The following is a 22,433-nucleotide window of genomic DNA, read 5'->3' as shown; positions in this document are numbered from 1 at the left end:
CGGGGAGCGGCTGGATTTCCAACTGCCAGGCCACCTGTCTGAATTGCGGCGAACGAGTTGTCAGGCCTGCCGCCCCTCCGACAAGGCACGGAGTTGTTCGATCCCGCTCGATCGGCTAAGCTGAGAGCAAGCCTGGATGATTCCGGCCGAGGCTCGAGTGCCAAGGGAAGGCCGGTGCGAGACGGGCGTGGAGATCCGCGTTCTATGTCAACGCCCTGCCGTCGCTGGGTCGCCCCCCTCGCCTTTGTTGGTCTCCTGGTTTTGACGTCCCCACTGGTCGCCTGGGCCCAAGAGCCCGGGGTGGCGGACGGAGTCGTTGCCGCTTCGGAGAGCGAATCCTTCCTCTCCTGGATGATCCGGGCCTCGGGGCCGATCGGCCTCGTGATCATGATCATGTCGTTCTACATGATCGCCTTGATCGTCTGGATGACGAAACAGTATCGCCGGACAGTCGCCCTGCCCGATCGGCTCATCCGCGAGGTCGGCGAACTGCTTAGCCAGAAGCAGTATACCGAGGCCTACCAGAGGCTCGCGGCCGACGCTTCATTCCTCGCCCGGGTGCTCGCCGCCGGAGTTCGCAAGCTCCCCTCGGGCATGGCCCCTGCACAGAAGGCCATGGAAATGGCCAACGACGATGTGACGATGGAGATGGAACATCGCACCACCTACCTCGCGACCGTCGGCACGCTGGGGCCGATGATTGGCCTGGTCGGTACGGTCTACGGCATGATCATCAGCTTTCAGGTCATCGCCACGGCCGGCTCGTCTCCGCAAGCCAGTGCCCTGGCGGCAGGAATTTCGACAGCCCTCTTCGCAACTCTCGAAGGGATTGCGCTCTCCATCCCGGCGATCTACTTTTACGCGCTCTTCCGGAACCGGATCGCTCGCCTCTCACTCGAAGTGGCCCTGGCGGCCGACTCGTTGCTCGAACAATTCTCGCCGGGCATCCGGGCGCCGCACCCATTAGCCTCCGCGGTCATGCCGGTCACCCGCTCGGCACTCCCCGTTGCGGACAAGTAAGGCGCCGGTTGACCACCCAGGAGGCGTCCATGTCGTACAAGATCCGTCACCGAGGCGGGGACATGTTCAATCTGAACCTGACCCCGCTGCTCGACGTGGTCCTTCAGCTCATCACGTTCTTCATGATGCTGATTCACTTCGGCACCAAGCTCGAAGGAACGACCAAGTCAATCCGGTTGCCGGTCGCACCGGCGGCACTGCCGGGTTCGGACCTCGGCATCGATCGACTCGTCGTCGCACTCGACAGGAACGGCCAGCTTTTGGTTGAGGGAGCGACTCTGGAGGGGAACGCCAGCCAACGCTGGTGGGCCGACCAGGCCAAACGGCGCATCGAAGGGCAAGAGACCCTGGGGGGACCCGCCGAGGACCTGGCGACCAACGTCGTGATCCGAGCCGACAAGGACGCGAGCTATGGCATGGTCCGGCGGACCCTGGCCGAAGCCCAGGAACGCGGATTCGCCCATTTCAGCCTGGTCGTTCTCAGGAACAAGGAACAACGATGAGCACGACCGCGGGGACAGGCCGCTCGAAGTCACGCCGGCCGCAACCACCGGAGGAGGTCGCCTTCCCGGTCACGCCGATGCTCGACATGGCGTTCCAACTCCTCGCCTTCTTCGTACTCACCTTCCAGGTCCCCTCGGGGGAGACCCACCTCGACCTCGACCTGCCCGCCTCTCCCCTGGCCTTGCCCAGCGAATCGAAGGGGAAAGGGCAACCCCCCGCGTCACGGCGAGTCGACACCGACCTCGAGAACGACCTCTGGATCCGTGCTGAAGCCGACGACCTGGGAGACTTGAAGTCACTTCGCCTCGGTGAGGCCGTCCTGCCCGACCTGAACACGCTCGGGGAACGACTCGCCCGCTACGTCCAGATCATGGAGAAACGCCCCCTGAGGGTTCGCCTCGTCGCCGACGATGCGCTTCGATATGAGGAAGCCGCTCGCGTCATCGCAATCTGTGACGCAGCCGGGGTGGCGACGGTTCGACTCACCGACCCTGCCATCCAGCCCTCTCCCGCGTCCGGATCCGCTACACCCCGGGGCATTCCATGACTGGCCGGATCACTCGGCGATGGCGATGGTTCAAGACGTCAAGGCAAGCGCAGATCGCGGCCTGGCTCCTTCTGAGTGTCACAATCCCCTCGACGCGAGGAGATGACTCGCCGCTCACGGTCGCCGACCTCGCCGACTATCGCCGGTCGCTCATCGCGCGTGACTCGGAACCCGTTCCCAGGTTGCTCCGGTTCCGGGAACTCTGGGACCATCCCACCAAATACGCAGGGGTTCGGGTCCAGGTCGAGGGTCGAATCGTCCGCCGATTCCTCCAGGGGGCCTTCGGAACCTTTCCCCCACTGGTTGAGGCCTGGGCCGTGACCCCCTCGGGCGATCCCTTCTGCTGGGTTTACCCCGCGCCGAAGGACGGGGCCTCAACCCCACCTGTTCAGGAAAGCGTCCGCTTCGTCGGGACCTACCTGAAACGGATCCGCTACCAGGGGGGGGATACCGAGCGTCTCGCCCCCTTGATCGTCGGCCCTCGACCGCCGTCCTCGCCGCCCCGGCCGACGCGTCCACCCGTCGTGCGCTCCCGCAACGCGGTCAACGACTGGATTCTCGGGATCAGCGGCGCGGGGGTCGTGATCGCCGTCCTCGTCTGGCAGCACCTCAGGAAGCCCGTATCGAGCACCTTCAGTCACGAACCGGGAGCCGCTTACCTCTTCGACCCGCCCTTGTTTCAGGACGGGGATCAGGAAGGCTCGAACGACGAGAAGTGCGCCGGTCCCACATGCTGAGGCCGCTCGACTCCTCCTCCATCAATCTCGGCGACTCCCACAAGCGTCACTTCGTCGCAACTCTCTTCGTCTGTGAGTGGCGGCTCGACGGAGTCGTTGGGACGCCGGCCGAAAACAAACCAGCGGGCCATCGAGAAACTGATCCCGGTCGCCGCGACGATGCCGACCAGGGCGGCCGCGAGCCGGTGGCGGTTGAAGAAGGAAAACTGCCTGGGGAGAATCAGTCGCAGTGAGAAGCTCAGGCCAACGCCAAGCGCATTGCTCAGAACGTAGCCCAAGAACTGATGAAGCAGCGACCCGCGCCGGGCGTAGCTGAACGTCAGGCGGCGGTTGAGCGAAAAATTCCAGATCAACGCCAAGGCGATCGAACAGGCCCCGGCCACCGCGAGGGCCAGCGATCCGCCAACCACAGGCGCTGTCATCGCCGCCAGGTTCGTTCGGGAGAAGAGCCACTGGAACAAGGCGTAGCAAGACAGGTCGACGACCATGCCCGATGCGCCCACCACGCAGAATTGAATCAGTCGGGAGATATTGCCGAACTTATGATCGCCCAATCTCTTGAGGTGGCGGAGATCATCGAGTTCCACGCGCTTGCGGGACGCACGCCGACCTCGGCTCACCGCGACGTCCTGGCGCTGGCCGCCGGCCCTCGCAAGCAATTCGAGCGTGAAACTGGAACCAAGCGGCTCGAACTCGGCCGATCGGGCCAGGTCGCGGGTCAAGGCCACCAGTCCTGAGAACGGGTCGGTCGACCCGATCACGCGACGAGCCGCCAGTCCGGCCCAAACCGCCACGCGACCAGGTCGGATTTCGGCGCCTCGCGAGGCGTTTCGGCTCGCGACGACCAGGTCGGCGTCGCGCGTTTGCAGCGGCTCGATCACGCGGCTCAGATCAGTGAGGGTGTAACCTCGGTGATGATCGAGCACGACAAGGATGTCTCCCTTGGCACGTCGGAGACCGGCCATGGAGGCCGAGGCCAGTCCCGGCTCAGGCGCCACAAACGAGCGCCACCAGGAACCGGCCACGAGCGGAAAATGGGGCGACCTCGGGTCGGCAATACCGAGCACCTCCACCGTGTGTCCCGCTTCTTCGAGACACACGCGGAATTTCTCGATCGCTTCGGCGGTCAGCAAAGTGCCGGGGGACAGGGGCAGGATCAGACTGACACGCGCCATGGAATCTCAAAACTCCGTTTGTGATTCAAACGCACCGTCGCTTGTCGAGCCGCAAAACGAGGGAGATCGCCGGGGGATGCAACACGCCGAGGTGCAAATCGTGCCGAGGAGTCGCCCACGCATCATGCGCAGACGCTCCCTCTGTGCGAGGGAGTCCGTGAAATCGTAGTGGATCGCCGTTTCGAAGGCAATCCGAGTTCAGGTTCAGGAGGGACGACCGAGATCCTCCGCACGCGGATAAATCTTGTGCTTGGGCATCGACCGGAGAATCTGCTCGCGTCCCCAGGTCGTCACCTGACGAAACGTGTCGGAACGAATAAAGTCCAGAAACGCTTGCTGATCGCTCCACTCGCTCAGAACGGCAAAGGAGTTGGGATCGTCAACGCGCTGATAGAGGAAGCTTGACTTGTGCCCCTCAATCGTCTTCATGAGCTCGATGACTTCTTGAAATTTGGTGGTGAAAAGCGTTTTCTTCTCGGGAATGACGTCATAGTACATGCCCACAGTGACCATCGGCGCAGACTCCAAGCGATCGTTCAATCAGGAACGTGTCAAGAGATGAAAACGCGAAAAAAATGCGTCAGGATTCGACTTCGGGGGAGATATCGAAACTCTGATCGATCCAGCCGCCGCCCAGCACCAGGTCGTCTTGGTAGACCGTGACCACCTGGCCGGGGGTTATTGCCAGTTGCGGTGTCTCGAAAACAACGCGGGCGCGATCGCCGGCGAGCGGCTCGACGGTCGCGGAGACGGCCGTATGATGCGCCCTGATCTGTGCCAGACAGGGAATGGGAGCCTGGGGAACTTCGCCTTGCCAGTTGAAGCGAGTCGCGATCAACCCCTGCTTCTCGAGCGAATCCCGCCGGCCCACGGTCACTGTCTTTGATGTCGGCTCGATCTGGACGACGTACCGCGGTGATCCCACGGCCACCCCGAGTCCTCGCCGCTGGCCGATCGTGAAGGCCTCGATACCGGAGTGGCGGCCGAGTTCCTTCCCGTCCTCGTCCACGATGGTCCCTGATGTGTCGAGGCCCGGCCGTCGGGCGCGAACGAACTCGAGATAGTCGTCCTGCGGGACGAAGCAGATCTCCTGGCTGTCCGGCTTGTCGTGCACGGGCAACCCCAACTCGCGAGCGATCGAACGGACTTCCGACTTGGGATACTCCCCGATCGGAAGCAAGACGTTTGAGAGCAAGTCCCGGCGCAGACCAAACAGAACGTAAGACTGGTCTTTCGCCTCATCAATGCCGCGCGCCACCCGCAACGAGCCATCAGGCGCGGACTTGATCCGGGCATAGTGTCCCGTGGCCACAAAATCGGCGCCGACCTGCTTCCCGTAGGACCAGAGCTTGCCGAACTTGAGCCAGATATTACACATCACGCACGGGTTCGGCGTTCGACCGGCGACGTACTCGTCAGCGAACTGATCCATGATCCGCTTGAAATCGGGCTCGAAGTCGAGTGAGTAGAACGGGATGTCGAGCCGGTCGGCGACGTTCCGCGCATCAACGGCGTCCGTCGCGCTGCAGCAGGTCTTGGAGCGGCGTTCGGCGTCCTCGGCATGGGCGCCGGTGCGCATGAAGAGGCCAATGACCTCATGCCCCTGCTCTTTGAGCAAGTGCGCGGCCACTGAGCTATCCACTCCGCCGCTCATCGCCAGAACTACACGACTAGCCATGCAACCCCAGACTCCCAAAACTCTTAAACGTGTCGCCTCCGACTCATCGTAAACCAGACCGAGAGTCAGCGACAATGGTTCGTGCCACGATCCAACAATGGAACAGCGGTCAGGCCTCGTAGAAGACAATCTCCAATATACGAGTGCAACAGGCCTTTTTCGCCGCCTGCCATGGGTTCCGGACTCGCAGACGTTGCCCGGCGCAAATTCACTTTCACCGATCGTTTTTTTTATCCCTGGCTAGATCGGGACTCTTTCTCGACGATCCCACTGATGCCGAACCGGCGGGCCAGTTCTGCCTCCACGGCCGGCCACGAGACGTCGTGTCTGCCAAGCAAGACCAACGCGTGAAAGATGAGGTCGGCCGCCTCGCGGACCAGATGATCGCGTCCTTCGTCGCCAGGTTCGGCGGCGGCCGCCACGACTTCCGCGGCCTCCTCGGCAATCTTCCCCAGAATCTTGGGATCACCTGCCTGAAGGAGGGAAACCACATACGACCGGTCGGCGGGCGGACGAGACTGCGCTCGGCGATCACAGCCATCAGGTCGGCGACGACGGACGATTCGGACATGGAGGGCTCAGGCTCAGGGTCCAGCTCGAGGGTTCAACGTCGATCCCAGCCAACGATCGCTCGGACGATCGCCTGCCGCTAAAGAGCGACGACCCCTCCAAGATACCGTCCAGAGGGGGGCGATGAACATCGCATTCGACCTCAATGAAAGACCAACAAGTCCCCCTCCGTTCCCTTTTTGAGGATCGCGGGCCGCTTGCCCGGCGGGCGACCCGTCTGTCAAGATGAAGGACAACCACGCGCAGGGCCGGACGGGACCGTACTTATGAGATGTTTCGCTGCTTCCATCGTTGCCTCAACCCTCGTTCTGGGGACACTCTCAGCGCAAGCCGCCGAGCCCCTGGCAGCCTCGGGCGGGTACGTCGCCCAAAAGCTCCCGCTGCCGAACGACGTCTTGCCGAGTTGCATGACGGTTCGGGCCGATGGATCGTTGGTGGTCGGATCGATGGACGGCAACGTCCTGGTTGCGGCCGATTCCGACAACGACGGGCGACTCGACCGCTACAATCGGTGGGCGGGAACTCTGCCGCACTGGCCGCTGGGCCTGAAAGCGGAGGGAGACGACCTCTTAATCGCCACCCGAAGTGCCTTTCTCCGCCTCTCGGATCGCGACCGCGATGGCTGGGCGGAGCGCTGGTTGACCCTTTCGGACGACTGGGACGTCACCAAGGATCACCACGACTGGACGACCGGGATCGCCCGATGGCCAGGCGGAGGTTGGATCATTTGTCCCGTCACCGATGACGTCCGGGAACGTCCCATCAAGGGGCGTCACTACCTCCGCGGCAAAGCGGTCAACGTGAAACCCGACGGTCAAGTCTCCATCGTGGCCGACGGCCTGCGCTATCCCACGGGCTGGGCCACGCGAGGTCACGACGGCAAGGTCTTCTTTACCGACAACCAAGGGCAGCAGAAGACGACCTGTGAGATCGATCAACTTGTCCCCGGCGGCTGGTACGGCTACGCCAGCCAGGCCGATTCTCCTACCGGGTCGGGGCGACCCGTCGTCCCCCCCGCCGTCCGGATTCCGTACCCCTGGGCACGCTCGGTCAACGGACTCGAATTCGCCGATACCGGCGGCAAGTTCGGCCCGCTCGAAGGACAGCTCATCCTCTGCGAATACAACAATCGGTTCATCCTGCGCGCCAGCCTTGAGGAAGTCGACGGCCAGACCCAAGGGGCCTGTTATCCCTTTCTCGAGAACCTGCTCGGGCCAATCTGCGTCGCCTTCTCGCCTCGGGGCGAGCTGTACGTCGGGAGCCTACGCGAACCCGCCTGGGGAGGCGAACCCGAACAAGGAGCCGTTTTCAAAGTGACCGATACAGGCAAGCGAACGTTCGGGATCCAGGAAGTGAAGGCCGCTCACGACGGCTTCACCTCACCTACTTTGCAGCGCCTGCCGATGCCGCGGCGGCCACCGATCCGAACCGCTACCTGATCAGACGCTATCACCACATCTTCCAAGGGGCCTATCACTCTCCACCCGTCGATGAAGAATCGTTGCACGTCGCCAAGGCCACGCTCGGGCCCGACGGTCGAACCGTTCGACTGAGTCTCAAGGAACCGCTGATTCCTGACCGAATCTACGAAGTCCGGACCACGTTGCCCGACGCCAATCCTGGCACCTGCCACTACACGATGAACCGCGTCCCTCGGAATTGATTTGCGCTTGATCCAGTTTGTCGCAAGCCGACTGGCGAACTATGAATTTCTCGTTCTTCTCTTCGGAATGAGTGGGCCTCTTGAGGAAACCAATGCCGAGTCCTGGCGATGTCGAGATGGAGTTCGGAGTCACGATCCCAGGGCAGATCCTCCCGGAGTCGGAATGGGCACGAACGGCGATCAAGCGATTGCCTCCACCGGGCCCACTCGACTGGGCCGCGATCTTCGGTCGCTCCGCGCCCACGATTCTGGAACTCGGCTGCGGTAACGGTCGCTATACGCTCTTGAGTGCCCTGGCTCGTCCCGAAGTCAATCATCTCGCCACCGATATCCTCCCCGTGGTGATCCGCTACGCCACCCGCCGCGCCAACCAACGCGGGCTGCATAACGTTCGGTTCGCGGTCCGAGACGCCCAGTCGTTGATGGCCTCGTACGTGAGCGAGGCCAGTCTCGCCGAGGTCCATCTCTACCACCCCCAGCCCTACCACAACCCGCGCCAAGCGCACCTCCGCCTGGTGACCCCTCGGTTTCTGGCCGACGTTCACCGTGGTCTTCAACCTGGGGGCCTATTCGTCATCCAGACCGACAACCCTGATTATTGGGCCTACTTCGAGAAGGTCATCCCCGTCTTCTTCGACTTTGCGGAACAGGTGGGACCTTGGCCCGACGCCCCCGCAGGCCGATCGCGGCGAGAGATCCTGGCCCGCGGCCGCGGCCTGCGCATCTTCCGAGGCGCGGGCCGCCGCCGCGATGACATCACGCGCGACACCGCTCTCGCCCTGGCCGAGACCTTACCCGCCCCCCGGTTCAAGAGCCGCGGCCCCTGGTGCGATCTCGATGCCTGGGAAGAGGGCCGACCGTCTTAAACACAACGATCCGCGACTTGGCGAGAATCTCGAGAGATTTCCGGCCTGGTCACGGAATTACGGCCGGGCCGGCCGTACTACTGCAAACCAACCCGTGGCGGAAACCGCAAGAATCATCGTTAGCTCTTTCGCGGATCGTTAAATCTGAATAGTGCTTGCAATGGGCCGGGGCCGATGCCATGCGAGGTTGGCCTTCGACCTCGTTCACTTCAGTGGCCAATCGAATAACACGTGGGGCTTCTCTCCTCGCTCGTGCCCTTCCTTTGCCTTGCGGAGGATTCCGAGCCAGTCTTCCACCGCCTCACCGTCCTTCCTCGGGACCGTGAAGGTGTAGTCGGCCCACAGCGAGCCATCAACCTCCGCGAGTCCCACTCGGACCAACTCCTCGCTCAGGCAGGAGAGGTAGGTGTCGTATCCCCGTATCCAGACGACCGACGTTCCGTCCTTGGCCATCAGCGGGTTGCTGCTGTTGTAAATCCCGATGTAGTTGCCGACACTCTTGAACCACAGACGGGTAAACCTCTCCGCCCGCTCCCGGACGGCGGGGTCAGCCGACTCCTTTACCCCGAGCAACTGACAAGGCACATTCCCGCACCGAAAAGTTGTGCCGCTAAGAACAGTGATCTCGGCAGGCATCGGCAAGGCAGCGAGCGGCCGGTCCTCCTTTCCGGCGACTTGGGATCTGTCGCTTTCGCGGCAACCTGAGACCGCACAGATTGTGACAGCGACAAGGGTCAGTGAACGGAACACCGGCTGCCCTCCCCTGCCTCTAGGCCGTGCCCACCATCTCCAGCGGTTTACCAACGGGTTGCGTACGACGAAGGAAAAAGGGGACTGGCTCCCGGCCCGCGGGTCCCTTGGCACAGTCTGTTCCACGTAGCGGCCGGGTGCCTGACCCTTTTTCCGTGCGCCAGCCGAACACCAACCGCTGTAGCGTACGCGGCCGGCCACAGGCTGCCAACCGGATGGAAAGCGAAGGACGCTGTTTTCAGTACCTGCGGTTATCGGCAATCTATCCAGATAGTATTATTTTTACATTTCATTACAAGTCGCCAAATCCACCGTAGAACGCAATCAAGCGTCGGCCGGCACTCCGTTCTTGTCGCAGGGTTCTACACTCAACACCTCAATCTCGTGGCATTGGAACGAAGCCCCTACGCCAAATGCCGGTTGGAGATGGACTTCGAAATGGATGTGCTCCCACTGGCGTTCGCGGAGGTCGGAGACGGTCAAGCCGAACAAGGCGTTCTGGTGATTGAACCCTGCAAGTCGCAACTCAACCGCGTCATGGAAGCGGAAATGGACCAATACATGGTTCCGCAACACGTAGCAGCCATCAGGCCCGACGTCACTCGTAATCTCGAATGTATGAAGCATCAACTCGACGATCGGCCCTCCTCCATCGGCGAACGACCGGCGGTCCATCCGGAGCCAAATAACCTCGGCGTCGTGAAATGAGGGCCAGTAACCGAAGACGGATGTGAGCCTTTCACCCCCGAGAATTCGATCGGTCGCGTCCATATCCTCTTTCTGGTGTGGGAGTGATGCTCGGTCCAAATTCCAGTTCAAGCACCTCCGCCGATCTTACGCGACCCGATCTGCCCTCGTCGATCCGAATCAGGGCCACTCGGTCCTCCTGTCGGCTTATGGGTAACTCCTCTTTCAAGCTGGCGCACGGCCGTGGATGTCCTGCTATCATCAGGTGTTACCTGGCGAACTGGGCGGATGGGCTTAGGAGCGGGCGGCACTGATGGCATTCACCGTCGAAACGCGATCTTGGCCCGAGGTCGTGAAGTTCTATCGGGACCTCGGTCCGATGTTGAACCTGGTCGAATTCATCGCCTCGTCGCCCTACTCAACGAGTCTCTTCCCGACGACTTCCCACGCCCGACTCTGCATCGCCCGCACGAGCCCAATTCACTGGGGGCACGCCATGCTGACCGTCGAGTTTGATCCGGTCGGCGAATGCTTCGTGTTCCAATACTTCGAAGCCGCACCGACCCCACAGCCGTGGGTGACCACTTGCCCCACAGCAGATGGCCGGATGCGGTTCGAGCGGCTTATGAAGAAGCGACTGCGGTGGTTCAGGTAAGCGACTCATGAACACACTATGCCCCAACCCGATCGATCATCAATTTGCAACAAAGAGGCATGGGGGCCTTCGCTTCAAGGACAACCTGCCACACGCGACGTTCTCCGGTGGCCATAGACGGCACAGTCAGCGTCAATAAGGTTGCCTGATCGTTGGTTGGCAGGTCCCCACCCACTTCCCTGCTCCAGCGAAGAAGTCTCCTTCTATGCACGCCGATCCTACTTGCCAGATGCTATTGTCGGAAGCTTCATTGGGAAAGGTTCGCCTGAGGGGCTTAACTTATATTGAATACCTCAAATAAAGTTCGATTTCCCAACTTTCGGGCTTCAAAACTTGCTCGGTCAGGACATGATGGAAAGTTATGAGCACCTTCGACGACCTTGAGAAGCTATTCCCGGATCACCGCTCGCCCCGCCGATCTGCTGAGTGGGAGACGCTCAAGCAGCGTCTGATAATCGATCGGGCCGTAACGGGTAGGGTCGTCGCCAAATCGCCCTTTGGAGTGTGGGTTGACTTAGGGGTGGGATATCCAGCCCTATTGGAAATCGTGGTCATGAAGGACTTGACTCCCGAGCGATACCGAACCGACGATTGGTGCCCAGTTGGCAGTGAGCTTACGGCGTACGTCGGCGGATTTCGAGATGACGTCCATCAGGTTAGACTCTGGCAAGTGCCTCTCGAAGGAGGACCCCGATAACCATGCTGGTGCTCCCGACCCGAATCGCTTTTCCGCTACCCTACCTCTGGATTCACTGAGCCCAAGCGACATCGAGACGTCCAGCAATGAGAGCAGTCGGTGGCCATGTACCTAAGCAGGATAAATCAGAAAGTTTGAGTAAGCTGCCAGGACTCGAGGCCCGGTTTGCGGTTTTGCTAAAATCCCCAGACCTCACAATCGAGGAGATGTTCGGGGCCGGCTACGGGGATGCGGGACTTGACCACGATGAGTTCCGGAGTTGGGTAGGCTGGCATCACCATATGACGCTATCGCTCATGACGCCGTTGTTCCTGTGCGTGGAATAAAGGCGAATTGGGGGAAAGGCCCGGCGATCACTGAACCCCATGTGTTCACGTGGCTGCTCCGACACCCGGCGCCGTTTCCGGAGGAGTTCGCGGAGGAAGTCACCCGCGTGCTACGGCGTAACGAGGAATCGTAGATCTACCCCACCAGAAGTTACCCCTCGCCGCCCGGGGCCGAATACGAGTTAGGCCGAGGACACAAGCTTATGAGCGTTTCTGATTACACGGTCGAACCTCACATCTTGGCGGGTATCAACGACTCAGCAGACGAAGGAGCAGCTCTCGCCGATGTCACGACTGATGATCCGCCACTGAAGATCGTTACGGCGATCAACACGTTTGTCTCAAAGCCGCGGACGAGGTCGTCTGGTCACGTGGACAACTGGCTCGACCGCGCACTGCCGCTCGGAAGCCTCTGGGGCCAGCAAATGGTCCGCCAATTCAACTGGGAGTGGTCAGGCGTGGTCTTCCAAGGCCGCGGGGACACCAAGGCGATCGGGGTGTTCTCCAAGGACAGGTCCCTCGCCATCTATCCTTGGCATTTCGTGTTCGGTTGCCTTGAGAACAACGCGACCGTAACGATCTTGCTCTCGTTCAATATGCTCCTAGCCGGGAAAATCCCCGCACAGAAGCAAGGCGACTACGTGAACCTGATGGATCATGTCCACCATATTATTCCGCCGGGCTAACAGTCGGTGGCCATTCACCTAGAGCGGTTTGCGGATGCGTTGCGCACGGTGGTTGTTCTCAAGACTCAGGAGCACGTGCGGAAACGGGGACTGGCTCCGGAGCGCAGCGGAGGTGCCTTGTATGTTCGCAGAACACGAGAAGACTGTGTTGGAAAACGGGGTTTCCGCTGAAAGACAAAAGTCAGAGACCCCGTTTTCCAACACAGTCGCTGTCCCCCTTTCCGCCGAGGCCGCCCGTGACGGCCCGGAAAATGGGGACTGGCACCCGGCCGCCAGGTCGTCCGGAAAAGCCGAGCATGGAGTGGGCCGGGAGCCAGTCCCCGTTTTCCTCCACCCTGCGCAATGTGATCGTAAACCGCTCTAAAGCGAGTAAACCAACAGGCTTGAGTGAGTTGCCAAGCCTAGCGGTCAGAGCACATAGACACTGATGTGATCTTGTTCTCATTCGAGAACAAATTAACAGATGGCCGACACGCTATTTTTTCAGCAGGGCTTTACGGAGCTCCTCAATCTTTTCCGCCGTGAGCCGAGGCGCGGTCTGGCGGAGCATCTCCGCGAAGTGGTCGACCGCCGGCCTGGTCGAGGGAAACCGATGTTGGACGAGCCGGCTTCCGCTTTCTTGTCCGGCATGTTCGAAGTGGCCAGCGGATTCCCGTCACCGTCGAGGATGGCGAACCACGGCACGCCTCCCTCGGCGGCCCCCTTGTAACGGTCACGGACCGAGCTGGCGTGGAGGTCACGGCTGATATCGAGCTTGACGAAGACGAAATGGGGTTCGAGGTCGCCCTTGCGAGGGGCGAGGAACCGGGCGAGCATCCGGCAGGGGCCGCACCACGAGGCCGAGGCGATGAACCAGACGCATTTGTCCTCGGCCTTCGCTCTCGCCAGGGCGTCGGCCAGCATCTTCTCGGCGTTGCGGGTGGGCAGCTTGTGCTCGAGCAGGAACTTGCCGAGCGCCAGGTCGTCGAGTTTCTTCGCCTCGTCGAGCCGGAGCGGATACTGCGCGGCGACCTTGCCGTCGACATCGAGAACGGCAAGGATCGGCGGTTGGCCTTCGCCGAGCTCGATGCCCAGCTCCTGACCGAAGGGGAGTGTGTCGGCCTGGCCGAGGTCGAGCGACGTTAGCTCGAATTCCCAGCGGAGTTCGGCCGGGGTCGGCGGGCGACGCTTTGCCGGTTCCTTACTCTCGTCGGGCTCGGACACCTGCTCGTTGAAGAGGCGGAAGAGGTCAACGCAAGCAGGATCGTCCTTCTTGCCGAAAAGGAGCAAGGGTCGGGTGTATTCTCGCTTCGCCTCGGGGAGCATCGCCGCCAGCCGTTCCTTCGGTGAGGTCCTTGCACGGGCGGCGAAGGCCTGGACCGTCCGCTCCTGCGGCGTGGGCGGAACATAGGGCTTGATCGGCTGGGTGTCGACAGACACGTCGCCCAGGCTGAAGGGACCCGGTCCGGGGGCGGTCAGTTCGGTCACATTTCGCGACGAGCCATCATCGCCCAGTGGCAGGGTGAGGTTGTACTTGTGGCCGGGGACGAGATTTTCCAGGGTGAACCGGCCTTGGTCGTCAGTCTCAGTCGTGCCGCCGTACGTCTCGGCCCAGGGACCGGTCTGCTCAGGTCCCTTGTAGACGCGGATGCCGTAGCTCAGCTTCCGCTTCGCCACGGGTTGGAGGTTAGAGTCGAGTAACCTTCCGGTTGCGGGCACCACCGGGCCGACGGCGATCCTCGCCTCAGTCGCCTCGGCATCCGAGCGGAAAATGCCGCCGCGCTTGCCGTCGGCGGTCCTGACGTAGAGAACGAGCGGGTCGAGCGAGCGCTCGACTTGGAATGAACCCTTATCGTCCGTTTTGAGCGGAGAGAACGACCGACGGGCTTGATACGAAGCGTACATACCCTCGACGACGGCGCCGGCGACCGGCCGGCCTTCGGAGTCGACCACCGTCGCCGCGAACGGGCCGACCTCGGGCCGGGGCATCTTGAGGTCGACGACGATCTCGGCCGGGGGGTTGGCTGGCGGGATCGAGACCTTGGCCGGATCGACTCGCGGCGGTCCGAGGATCTGGTAGTCGCCGGGGCCGACCGTGAACTCGTAACGGCCCGAGTCGTCGGACATCGCCCAGGCCCGCAGGGAAATCTCCCGGGAGAAGCGGTCCCCCGGCCGGACCAGCTCCTTGGGGACCTGCCCCTTCCGAATCAGCAGGGTGACCTGGGACTTCGGGACCGGACGTTCGTCCTTGCCGACCGTGACCCGGCCGCGAATCCTGGTGGCCTTGCCGAGCACCAGGTCGACTCCTTCGAGCGGCTTGCCTGCAAAGACGACCACGTCCGAGCGATAGGGCGCGGCGAGGTCGTCGCGGGTCGCGGTGAGGACGTATGCTTGCTCGGAATAGACCTTCGTCTCGTAGCGTCCCTCGGCGTCGGTCCGGGCTGTGCCGAAGAACTGATTGTCGCCGCCCCCCTGGCCCTGGAGCTTGATGACGACCCCGGCCGCGGGGCGGCCCTCGGCGTCGCTCACCCGGCCCGAGAGCCGTTCGTTCGGCAACATGGTGATCGTCACTTCTTCGACGGACTTGTCGGGCGGAACCGAGGTTGCATGATCCGCGGTGTGATAGCCTTCGCTGTGCGCGAGGATCGAGCGCCCCCGTTTCGGTATCTCGGGCAGCCAGTCGAGCGAGGCCAGGCCGTCCTGGCCGGTCGCCGGCCATCGAGTAAGCATCCCGCTGAGGTTGATGTCGCTCTCATGATCTGGCTTCCAGATCAGCCAGGGACCGACGTTCACGCCCGCGATCGGCTTTCCCTCGCGGTCGACGACCTTGACTCGCAGCGGCTGCACCCCGTCGAGCTTGAGCCCGACCTCTCCCGGCAAGGGGATCGCCTTCTCCAGCGATCCCCGCGCCCGATCGGCTGATGCATAGTCCATCCCGACCTTCGCTTTGCGGCCAAGCACCGCCCAGCGGGTCGCACCCACGGGCACTCGCGTGACCCATCGCCCATTGGCGTCGGTCCGGCCCGCCACGACCGGAAGTGAGTCTTTGATGACGTCGACATCAGCTTCAGCTACAGGCTTGCCCTGGCCATCGCGTACGACCACGACCAGTTCGCGGGATGGCATGAGGACCACCTTCACCGGCACTTTCGTCTCCACCTCCTGGAAGACGGACAGGAGGCCAAGTCGTCCTTCCGCGTCCCTGGCCAGGAGCGAAATCCAGAGCCGGCCGCTCGACTTGAGCTCGGGCGGTACGACCAGCCGGAACGCGCCGGAAGCATCGGCTTCGATCTCGATCGGCTTGCCCCAGGTGGTGGCCGTCAAGGTTGCCCCGGCGACACCCTTGCCGGACTCGTCGACCACGGTGCCGACAAGGTCGGGCTCGGTCTGGTCGCCCCGGGCAGTCGAGACCACGAGGAGGATCAGGGCGATCGTTCGAAGGTTCCAGCCCATGGATTTTTCTCCAGCCATCGGGAATGGCGAAGCGCACAGAGACGCCGATCGGTTCACTCTATCGGCCGGAGTCGAATCACGCACCAAATATTTCGGGATGTTGAGTGGATCGTATCCGTGTAGCAAAGTCCCTGATGAGGAGAGTGCTTTTCCTCCATTGACGACGACCAATCACAACACCTACATTCATCAAATTTTGCCGTTGCTTTGGCAAAATAAAAGATCACGAAAATTACACGGGGGGGGGGCATTCTTATCAAGTTCACACATACCGTTTCCAGAAATCGGAATGCTCCATTTTCACCCTCCCACAAAGAAGGAGCGAATTAATAGCTTCGGGCCGAGCGCAGTTCGCACACAAATCAACGAGAAGTCTATAATACCGATTGACGGCATATGGTACTCGGAACTCTGCGAGAAGGCGACACACGTCACTCCAAACACGGTCCCGAACCTAACCTCCATAACAGCGCGAGCCAGAAATAAGTCGGCGGCATCGAGCAGCTCGATGGGCTCCGAAAGCGTGTTGAGCAGCTATCACTCATCTCCGCGAATACGGCGATGATCTTAGCGCCTACGACTGGCAGGACCGACTTGGTTAGTGAAAATGACTTCGGACGGCAAAGAATTGGGCCACACAAAAGGCACATTCTATTCAGTTCGCCATACAATTATACCATGACACCGAAGTCATGATTCAGGGACTGGCTCGGCGTGCCTTGCTCAGAAGTCCGTGTCCGCGGCGTGTGTTTCCCAGTCGATGGCCAAGATCTGAACGACCACGGATGGATCAATTGGGAACGCGAACTCATCTTGGAACCAGATTATCACCAGCGTGGACTGGTCGCTGCTCTCGTTGCGGGCCGGCTGGCGCGATTCGAACCGCCCAATGCACGTCACTGCGGGAAGGGCCGACGGAATGCCAAACGGGTATGGCTTGCCGTCCCGATTGTACTCGATAGGCGTCTCGGTCGGGCGGACGAGATATGGTTCACCCGCATACAGCTTGCCGCGGTGGTTAGCGACCAGCTGCTCGAGACACTTTTTGTTCCGCTCGACGGTCGGCAGCCCTTCTAGTAGCCCTTCGTAGGTCAGGTACTGCCGTAATTCGCAAAGATACAGCCGCCGGCCTGACGGCAAGTCAAGTTGACCAGTTTTCACCATCCGAATTCCCTCCGCTCGCCGACCACGAAAGCTTAGCGGACCAACCCGTTCGATCGGCGATAGATCATAGCGGAAGCCGTCGCGACGGTGCAGGGTTCGCCGAAGCGCGAAGTCAGGCGGTCAACGGCCAGATCACTCTCCTCCTGGTTGTTTGCTGTCTAGCTCGCCAAGCTCGCCCTGGATGACAAGATCGGCATCAAAGTCGGCCTTGGTCCTGCTCTTGACGGTGAACTGCTGGCAAATTGAGTCAGGCGAACCGAAATTGGGAGATCCATTAATCATTTCCTCATATCCAACCAACACGACATCAAAAATTTATCACAGGGGTAATCTTACTTAGCTTCGCAAACTGTTTCAAGAACCAAGAATATCCACCATAGCGTTCGCTATCCCCAATAGTGTTCGCACTGAATCATTTTTATGGCTTGAGGGCCTCGGCAAGTGCCGCCTTCGTCTTCTCACCTCGAAGGTCCTTGGCAAGGATGTTGCCTTCAGGGCCGATCAGGAACGTTGCGGGGATGGCCGTGGCACCGTAAGCGGAGACGACCGGTGAGTCGGGTCCCACCAACCCCTGGCGCCACGAGAGTTTCAACGCCTTCACCGATGATGCCGCCGGGCCGGGTTGATCGTCGAGACTGAGGCCGATGATGACGAACCGAGGGTCTTTTGCATACTGATCTTGGAGGGCCTGAAGATTCGGCATTTCGGCGAGACAGGGAGCGCACCAGCTCGCCCAGAAATCCAGCAGAACGTATTTGCCTCGAAAGTCGGCGAGTTTCAGTTCCTTGCCTTCCAGGGTCTTGATGGTGAAGTCCGGGGCGTGGTCGCCCACTTCCAGGGGTCGGACATCGACTAATACGGATTCAAGCCTGCCGAGATCAAGCGGGGGATCACTCGCCGTCGCCCCCGCGGGCACGGAGAAATCGTGTATGTATTCGCTCAGAACGCGTCCCCAGCCGCACGACTCGGGAGGGGGCGGTTCATGAAGCGCGATGCGAAGGGCATAGTCACCCGGCGGAAGATCGATCGCGTGGAAGTGGCCCTCTTCGAGAAGCTCGATGCCGATTTTCGCGGGCCAGTCTGTCCGCGCGTTCCTGGGGACGATCTCCGCCTTGCGGATCATCCAGTCGTCGGTGCGAGGGAGTGTAAGCTGGCCGCTGACAAGCCGGCCGCTGGCGCCGATCTTGAGATCATAGGAACGCCCCGCCTCGACATCGACCGTCCCCCGGATGACAGGCCAGATGCGTCGATTCACACCATTGGGCACCCACTCGACAAACGAAAGACGACCCGGCATGACGTGGGGCAACTCGAAGCGGCCCTCGGCGTCGGTCTTGACGAAACACCTACGGACGAGCCGGGGCTCGTTCTGGATCGGGGTTGACTCATCAGGATCGTACGACTGGAGCCGCAGGTTGACCGCTGGCTTGCCGCCGATCGTTACGGTTCCGGAGATGCGAGCCCACGGTTGAAGCCGGAGGGTTGCCTCTCCCTGAACGTCAGGTCGGTCAACCAGCGCTTCGCCAGTGTTGGTCAGGGCCAGGATTGCGAAGTTCTCGTTCTGCGGCGGGAGCACGAAGCGTCCATCGCTTCCGATCGCCGCGTGCACGGTGCCCGATCGATCTTCCGTTGGAACGTCGTCATTCCGAAGTGAAAGATAATCGATCCAGCCGTCCCGATGGGACGGGACGACGTACACGAAGCCGTCTCGCGCCGGTGAGCCATCGGGGTTCAAGACCACGCCGCGGACCGGTGCCGACTTGATGAGTCGGAACGGCAAGGTGTGGGCGGACCCGTCCGTGGAAAAGGGTTCCGAGTCCTCGGGAAGATAACCTTCGGCCTGAACGCGCAGGAGATACCGATGGGCTGGATTCGACGTGGTGTACTCGAACGAGCCAGGGGCCTTATTGGCAGCTCGATCCAGGTCGCCGTCGCGCTGCCAGATGAACGGGTCTCCAAGCTTCCAGGCGGCGGCCAGCGTGAGCGAGAACCGAGGGAGCGGCTGGCCTGTCTCGCGATCGACCACGGAACCTTTGATGACTGTCGGCGGCGTGAGGACGATCTGGTGATCCACGTCGGAAGCGAGACTCAACGTGTTCGTGACGGCAAACCCGACCGCGGAGACGTCGACCTGAACCCCCTTGCCGGGTGCTTCCTTCCATTCAAATCGACCGTCATCGTTCGTAGTCAACTGCTGTCGACTCGCCACGCCGAACGACGAGCGTGGGGAACCTTCCAGGCCAGACCAGAAAGCCACGACTTGAGCGCGTGCGATCGGTTTTCCAGAGGGGTCGACGACACGGCCCCGGAACGAGTGAGCGGAGTCCATTGTTAAGTAAGTGCGCACTGTTTCCCCACTCACTTTGACTCGCTGAAGCGATGGGCCGAACCCCGGGGCGTGGGCGACCAGAGTGGCGACCGTCCCCGGCTTGATTCCCAGCGTGAACCGACCTTCGGCATCCGACTTCAGAGGGGGAATCGCATTGGCGTAGCCTCGCCCCTCCCCGTAAGAAACCTCGGCACCGGCCACGGGCTGGCCGTCGGGCGCAAGGACGGTGCCCTCGATAATCGTCCCACGCTGGAGCCGCAAGACCGCCGAGCCGTCTCGCAGCGCGGAGAGCGGCTTGTATGGCTCCGTCTGAAAGCTCGCGTTCTCGGTGAGGTGGAGGTAGTCGTACGCAGCAACTTCGACGGCATCCGGCTGTTCCGGCACCCCCGTGAAGGTCCAGTGCCCCTTCGCGTCGGTCTTGATGGACTCATAATTGACATCAACCCACTGTTTCGACCTGGGGTAACCCTTTTTCACGCTCACGACAACCACCGCGCCGGAGAGTGGCTGACCGTCCTGATCGAGAACGCGACCGCCGATGGTCGTCCCCTTCTCGACCTGGAAGAGGAGACGGTCGGGTGGTGTCGGTGAGGACGATTCCTGGAACCAGCGAGCCGCCAAGGGGACGAGGCCGTTACTGCGAGCCGTGATAAAGAAGGAGTATCCGCCGGTCCTCTCGGGAAACGTGTACTCGAAGCGGGCGATACCCTCCGCGTCGCTGCTCGCCTCGATCTTCATGCCGCCGCCCACACTCAGCTTGAAGACGACACCCTTGACCGGAGCGTCAGTAATGAGATCGCGGGCTTCGACCCTGAGGGTCTGCGGGAGGGCATCCGGAGCCGTCGCGACGGCGCGATTCGACAAGCACAGACCAAAGGTGATCAACCAGAGAAAGTGTGCGGCTGTTTGCCCGACCATTCGGCAAGTCAGAATCCCGGTCGGACGAGAAACCCCGAATGCGCGCCGCGCGGGAATGATCAGACCTTGTTTGCGATTTCCAGCTCTACGCATAGAACTCATCATACAAACACCTCATCTCCCATATCGAAGTCGGCGCGAGTTCTGATGGATCGAGGCTTGGATCGCCTTGCCGTCGGTCCTGGTACTGACCGTTACGGGTTTCCGCACCGATGGTCGGCAGTCGTGTCGTTGGGATATCGGGTTGACTTTATCAGGGCCGCAGCCCGTAAGACAGATGTCGGATTCTTTTTCGGCTGGTGGCGTTCGCGCAAAGGTGCGGGCCGACGAGAAAAGCCTCGCGAGCTTCGATTCGACAAAACCGACGCGTTCTCGAACTCTGCATGAGTGGTTGGCGCATCTTAATCTCGAACGTGCCTTCCACCGATGATGTCGGCGATCGTGGCGGACGGCCAAGGTTTCGGCCGCCCCCGGCAATCGCCAGGACGTTGAAGTCTCTGTTCCCGAGCGAGGGGACAGCGTTCACGGGTCCAGCTTGTAACGCATCGCTCGTATGTTCCTCGCCGCATCGGCGGCCAGCAGAATCGGGCAAGAAACGAGGACGACGCCGAGTAAACAAGCCAGTGAGATCAACACCGTGGCAGTGCCGAATGCCACCCCGGAAACGGTGGATGGTCCGGGGTCGTTGGACTGTGCGGTGGCTGTTACTCTGTGCTTTCCGCGACTATATGCGCACAGCAGCGCGGCGCGACTGCGGAGCCGATGCCGAGGATGCTTCGAGCCCGAGTAACCGTTCTCACCGGCTCAGGCCAGCCGTACCCTGATGCAGATTGATGGCCCGCCGGTCCACATCCCATCTGAATGATGTCACCGCTCAGGAGTGATGCCGGGCCGGAGACCGGCGTGCTCGGCAGCGATCAAGGCTTCGAGCCGCTCCCTCCGGCTCTGGACCTCGGCGAGGGATCGGAAGCGGCGTAGCACCATGCGAGTCAACTCCTGGACGTAGGCATCCTCATCCCCTAGCAGTGGAGTGAGCACCGGGACGAGTTCAGCATGCAGCGGATCGGTGCGGGGTTTGAGTTGATCCGTCGCGATCTCTCCCAGGGCGTTAACCGCCTCCGCACGCACAGGCGCGCACTCGTCCTCCAGGGCCTCGACCAGGATGCTGACCGCCGCGCGGGCATCAGGGCCGACGGCTCCGAGCGTCTGGGCGGCCCAGACACGCGCGATCGGATCGGGATGCTTGAGCAGGCGCGACAAGGGCGGGACCGCGGCCGTACGATCGACCTCCCGGGGCAACCCCCCGAGGGCGGCGGCGGCTGCCGAGGTGATCGTGGCGGGCGAAACCCCGTCACGGGGTCGATAGGCCAGGGCCCGGATCAGGGCCTCGATTACGCGGGGGTTATGCCCACCGATGCGGGCCAGCGTGCGGGCCGCCATCGCGCGCAGATGGCTGGAGTAGCTCCCCTCCAGGATTTGGATCAGCTCAGGGACGGCCGGGCCTGCGTCGCTACCGAGCCAGTCGAGGGCCGCCATCGTGGCCTTGCTCGACTGGTAGACCCGCATGGCGGCCAGGTCGGCGCTCGGGTCCCGGTCGAGCTGATCCAGCCGGAGCGTCGATCGCAGCGCGGAAACGGCCAGGGGCTCGGCCCGGAGCACCCGGACGTCGCGGACAGTTTGCCGCAACGCATTGCCATTCCCATCCAACAGGACGCCGTTTCCGTCGACACCGACGAGCACTCCCCGCGGCAAGCGGCCCGTGAGTGCATCGACGGCCCGGCGGCGTTCCCACTCCTTGCGCCCCCAGAGCAGCATGGCCACGGCGAGGACCAAGAGCATCATCGACCGTACCCGGAAGACGAGCCGCGACCGGGCCCGTAGTTGTTCGGGTGCTTCTGCGGTGCCGCTCATTGGCCCCCCCTTTTAGGATGGTGTACCACTACCGAGATTCGATGCATGTCCATGTCGGTGAGCGATGAGTAGACGAGGGCCGACCGTGCTACGGATTCGATCAGGCCGGAAATCTAGC

The 22,433-nt window shown here is 61.8% G+C and carries 19 protein-coding genes; 9 read left to right on the top strand and 10 right to left on the bottom strand.

Annotated features, from left to right (window positions below):
• Positions 1-204: 204 nt before the first annotated feature.
• Genes V5E97_RS13650 through V5E97_RS13635 form a run of 4 tightly spaced genes read left to right on the top strand, consistent with a single transcriptional unit; the run spans position 205 to position 2,808 of the window.
• Entirely contained in the window at positions 205-1,020 is an 816-nt protein-coding gene (locus V5E97_RS13650) for a MotA/TolQ/ExbB proton channel family protein (RefSeq protein WP_406699869.1), read from the top strand.
• Positions 1,021-1,049: 29 nt separating this feature from the next.
• Entirely contained in the window at positions 1,050-1,523 is a 474-nt protein-coding gene (locus V5E97_RS13645) for an ExbD/TolR family protein (protein ID WP_406699868.1), read from the top strand.
• Complete coding sequence (locus tag V5E97_RS13640; RefSeq protein ID WP_406699867.1) at positions 1,520-2,071, top strand: ExbD/TolR family protein; 552 nt, start codon at positions 1,520-1,522, stop codon at positions 2,069-2,071. The genes V5E97_RS13645 and V5E97_RS13640 overlap by 4 nt, the downstream gene beginning before the upstream one ends.
• The gene (locus V5E97_RS13635) at positions 2,068-2,808 is read left to right on the top strand and encodes a hypothetical protein (RefSeq protein WP_406699866.1); all 741 of its coding nucleotides are present in this window, start codon (positions 2,068-2,070) and stop codon (positions 2,806-2,808) included. Before V5E97_RS13640 ends, V5E97_RS13635 begins: the two co-directional genes overlap by 4 nt.
• Here V5E97_RS13635 and V5E97_RS13630 read toward each other — a convergent pair.
• From V5E97_RS13630 to hisE, 4 genes are all read right to left on the bottom strand, one after another.
• A complete protein-coding gene (locus V5E97_RS13630; RefSeq protein ID WP_406699865.1) occupies positions 2,763-3,983 on the bottom strand; it encodes a GtrA family protein in 1,221 nt (406 codons plus the stop codon). The two genes, V5E97_RS13635 and V5E97_RS13630, sit on opposite strands and share 46 nt — an antisense overlap.
• A gap of 204 nt (positions 3,984-4,187) precedes the next feature.
• On the bottom strand, positions 4,188-4,496 hold the full coding sequence (locus V5E97_RS13625) for an antibiotic biosynthesis monooxygenase (RefSeq protein ID WP_406699864.1): 309 nt from the start codon (positions 4,494-4,496) through the stop codon (positions 4,188-4,190).
• Positions 4,497-4,563: 67 nt separating this feature from the next.
• Positions 4,564-5,661: a tRNA 2-thiouridine(34) synthase MnmA gene (mnmA, locus tag V5E97_RS13620; RefSeq protein ID WP_406699863.1), complete on the bottom strand. Its 1,098-nt coding sequence runs from the start codon at positions 5,659-5,661 to the stop codon at positions 4,564-4,566.
• 230 nt (positions 5,662-5,891) lie between these two features.
• Positions 5,892-6,152, bottom strand: a complete 261-nt coding sequence (hisE, locus tag V5E97_RS13615) for a phosphoribosyl-ATP diphosphatase (RefSeq protein ID WP_406699862.1) — start codon at positions 6,150-6,152, stop codon at positions 5,892-5,894.
• A 345-nt stretch (positions 6,153-6,497) separates the two neighbouring features.
• Here hisE and V5E97_RS13610 point away from each other — a divergent pair, with 345 nt between their 5' ends.
• From V5E97_RS13610 to trmB, 3 genes are all read left to right on the top strand, one after another.
• On the top strand, positions 6,498-7,670 hold the full coding sequence (locus V5E97_RS13610) for a DUF7133 domain-containing protein (RefSeq protein WP_406699861.1): 1,173 nt from the start codon (positions 6,498-6,500) through the stop codon (positions 7,668-7,670).
• A gap of 62 nt (positions 7,671-7,732) precedes the next feature.
• Complete coding sequence (locus V5E97_RS13605) at positions 7,733-7,894, top strand: hypothetical protein (RefSeq protein ID WP_406699860.1); 162 nt, start codon at positions 7,733-7,735, stop codon at positions 7,892-7,894.
• 92 nt (positions 7,895-7,986) lie between these two features.
• A complete protein-coding gene (gene trmB / locus V5E97_RS13600) occupies positions 7,987-8,760 on the top strand; it encodes a tRNA (guanine(46)-N(7))-methyltransferase TrmB (protein ID WP_406699859.1) in 774 nt (257 codons plus the stop codon).
• Between the two features lie 204 nt (positions 8,761-8,964).
• Here the strand turns inward: trmB and V5E97_RS13595 are convergent, their stop codons facing one another.
• Together V5E97_RS13595 and V5E97_RS13590 are read right to left on the bottom strand one after the other, a co-directional pair.
• Positions 8,965-9,510 carry a hypothetical protein gene (locus V5E97_RS13595; RefSeq protein WP_406699858.1) on the bottom strand — a complete coding sequence of 182 codons (546 nt, stop codon included), beginning with the start codon at positions 9,508-9,510 and terminating at the stop codon, positions 8,965-8,967.
• 324 nt (positions 9,511-9,834) lie between these two features.
• Complete coding sequence (locus tag V5E97_RS13590) at positions 9,835-10,281, bottom strand: Imm50 family immunity protein (RefSeq protein WP_406699857.1); 447 nt, start codon at positions 10,279-10,281, stop codon at positions 9,835-9,837.
• A 229-nt stretch (positions 10,282-10,510) separates the two neighbouring features.
• Here V5E97_RS13590 and V5E97_RS13585 point away from each other — a divergent pair, with 229 nt between their 5' ends.
• Positions 10,511-10,852 (top strand): hypothetical protein, encoded by a 342-nt coding sequence (locus V5E97_RS13585; protein ID WP_406699856.1) that lies wholly within the window; start codon positions 10,511-10,513, stop codon positions 10,850-10,852.
• Positions 10,853-12,078: 1,226 nt separating this feature from the next.
• On the top strand, positions 12,079-12,561 hold the full coding sequence (locus V5E97_RS13580; protein ID WP_406699855.1) for a hypothetical protein: 483 nt from the start codon (positions 12,079-12,081) through the stop codon (positions 12,559-12,561).
• A 483-nt stretch (positions 12,562-13,044) separates the two neighbouring features.
• Here the strand turns inward: V5E97_RS13580 and V5E97_RS13575 are convergent, their stop codons facing one another.
• The 4 genes from V5E97_RS13575 to V5E97_RS13560 form a co-directional block, all read right to left on the bottom strand.
• Positions 13,045-15,993: a carboxypeptidase regulatory-like domain-containing protein gene (locus tag V5E97_RS13575; RefSeq protein WP_406699854.1), complete on the bottom strand. Its 2,949-nt coding sequence runs from the start codon at positions 15,991-15,993 to the stop codon at positions 13,045-13,047.
• A 723-nt stretch (positions 15,994-16,716) separates the two neighbouring features.
• Complete coding sequence (locus tag V5E97_RS13570) at positions 16,717-17,157, bottom strand: hypothetical protein (RefSeq protein ID WP_406699853.1); 441 nt, start codon at positions 17,155-17,157, stop codon at positions 16,717-16,719.
• 418 nt (positions 17,158-17,575) lie between these two features.
• Positions 17,576-20,404 carry a carboxypeptidase regulatory-like domain-containing protein gene (locus V5E97_RS13565; protein ID WP_406699852.1) on the bottom strand — a complete coding sequence of 943 codons (2,829 nt, stop codon included), beginning with the start codon at positions 20,402-20,404 and terminating at the stop codon, positions 17,576-17,578.
• Between the two features lie 867 nt (positions 20,405-21,271).
• Positions 21,272-22,315, bottom strand: a complete 1,044-nt coding sequence (locus V5E97_RS13560; RefSeq protein ID WP_406699851.1) for a HEAT repeat domain-containing protein — start codon at positions 22,313-22,315, stop codon at positions 21,272-21,274.
• Positions 22,316-22,433: the final 118 nt, after the last annotated feature.

It is taken from the genome of Singulisphaera photorubra (assembly GCF_045290345.1).
Lineage (GTDB): Bacteria > Planctomycetota > Planctomycetia > Isosphaerales > Isosphaeraceae > Singulisphaera.
This window is presented reverse-complemented; position numbering and strand designations above follow the sequence as displayed.

Bases quoted from the DNA above. Each gene is read 5' to 3' on its own strand.
- V5E97_RS13650 (WP_406699869.1), top strand. From the start codon at position 205: ATGTCAACGCCCTGCCGTCGCTGGGTCGCCCCCCTCGCCTTTGTTGGT.
- V5E97_RS13645 (WP_406699868.1), top strand. From the start codon at position 1,050: ATGTCGTACAAGATCCGTCACCGAGGCGGGGACATGTTCAATCTGAAC.
- V5E97_RS13640 (WP_406699867.1), top strand. From the start codon at position 1,520: ATGAGCACGACCGCGGGGACAGGCCGCTCGAAGTCACGCCGGCCGCAA.
- V5E97_RS13635 (WP_406699866.1), top strand. From the start codon at position 2,068: ATGACTGGCCGGATCACTCGGCGATGGCGATGGTTCAAGACGTCAAGG.
- V5E97_RS13630 (WP_406699865.1), bottom strand. From the start codon at position 3,983: ATGGCGCGTGTCAGTCTGATCCTGCCCCTGTCCCCCGGCACTTTGCTG.
- V5E97_RS13625 (WP_406699864.1), bottom strand. From the start codon at position 4,496: ATGGTCACTGTGGGCATGTACTATGACGTCATTCCCGAGAAGAAAACG.
- mnmA (WP_406699863.1), bottom strand. From the start codon at position 5,661: ATGGCTAGTCGTGTAGTTCTGGCGATGAGCGGCGGAGTGGATAGCTCA.
- V5E97_RS13610 (WP_406699861.1), top strand. From the start codon at position 6,498: ATGAGATGTTTCGCTGCTTCCATCGTTGCCTCAACCCTCGTTCTGGGG.
- trmB (WP_406699859.1), top strand. From the start codon at position 7,987: ATGCCGAGTCCTGGCGATGTCGAGATGGAGTTCGGAGTCACGATCCCA.
- V5E97_RS13590 (WP_406699857.1), bottom strand. From the start codon at position 10,281: ATGGACGCGACCGATCGAATTCTCGGGGGTGAAAGGCTCACATCCGTC.
- V5E97_RS13585 (WP_406699856.1), top strand. From the start codon at position 10,511: ATGGCATTCACCGTCGAAACGCGATCTTGGCCCGAGGTCGTGAAGTTC.
- V5E97_RS13580 (WP_406699855.1), top strand. From the start codon at position 12,079: ATGAGCGTTTCTGATTACACGGTCGAACCTCACATCTTGGCGGGTATC.
- V5E97_RS13575 (WP_406699854.1), bottom strand. From the start codon at position 15,993: ATGGGCTGGAACCTTCGAACGATCGCCCTGATCCTCCTCGTGGTCTCG.
- V5E97_RS13570 (WP_406699853.1), bottom strand. From the start codon at position 17,157: ATGGTGAAAACTGGTCAACTTGACTTGCCGTCAGGCCGGCGGCTGTAT.
- V5E97_RS13565 (WP_406699852.1), bottom strand. From the start codon at position 20,404: ATGGTCGGGCAAACAGCCGCACACTTTCTCTGGTTGATCACCTTTGGT.
- V5E97_RS13560 (WP_406699851.1), bottom strand. From the start codon at position 22,315: ATGAGCGGCACCGCAGAAGCACCCGAACAACTACGGGCCCGGTCGCGG.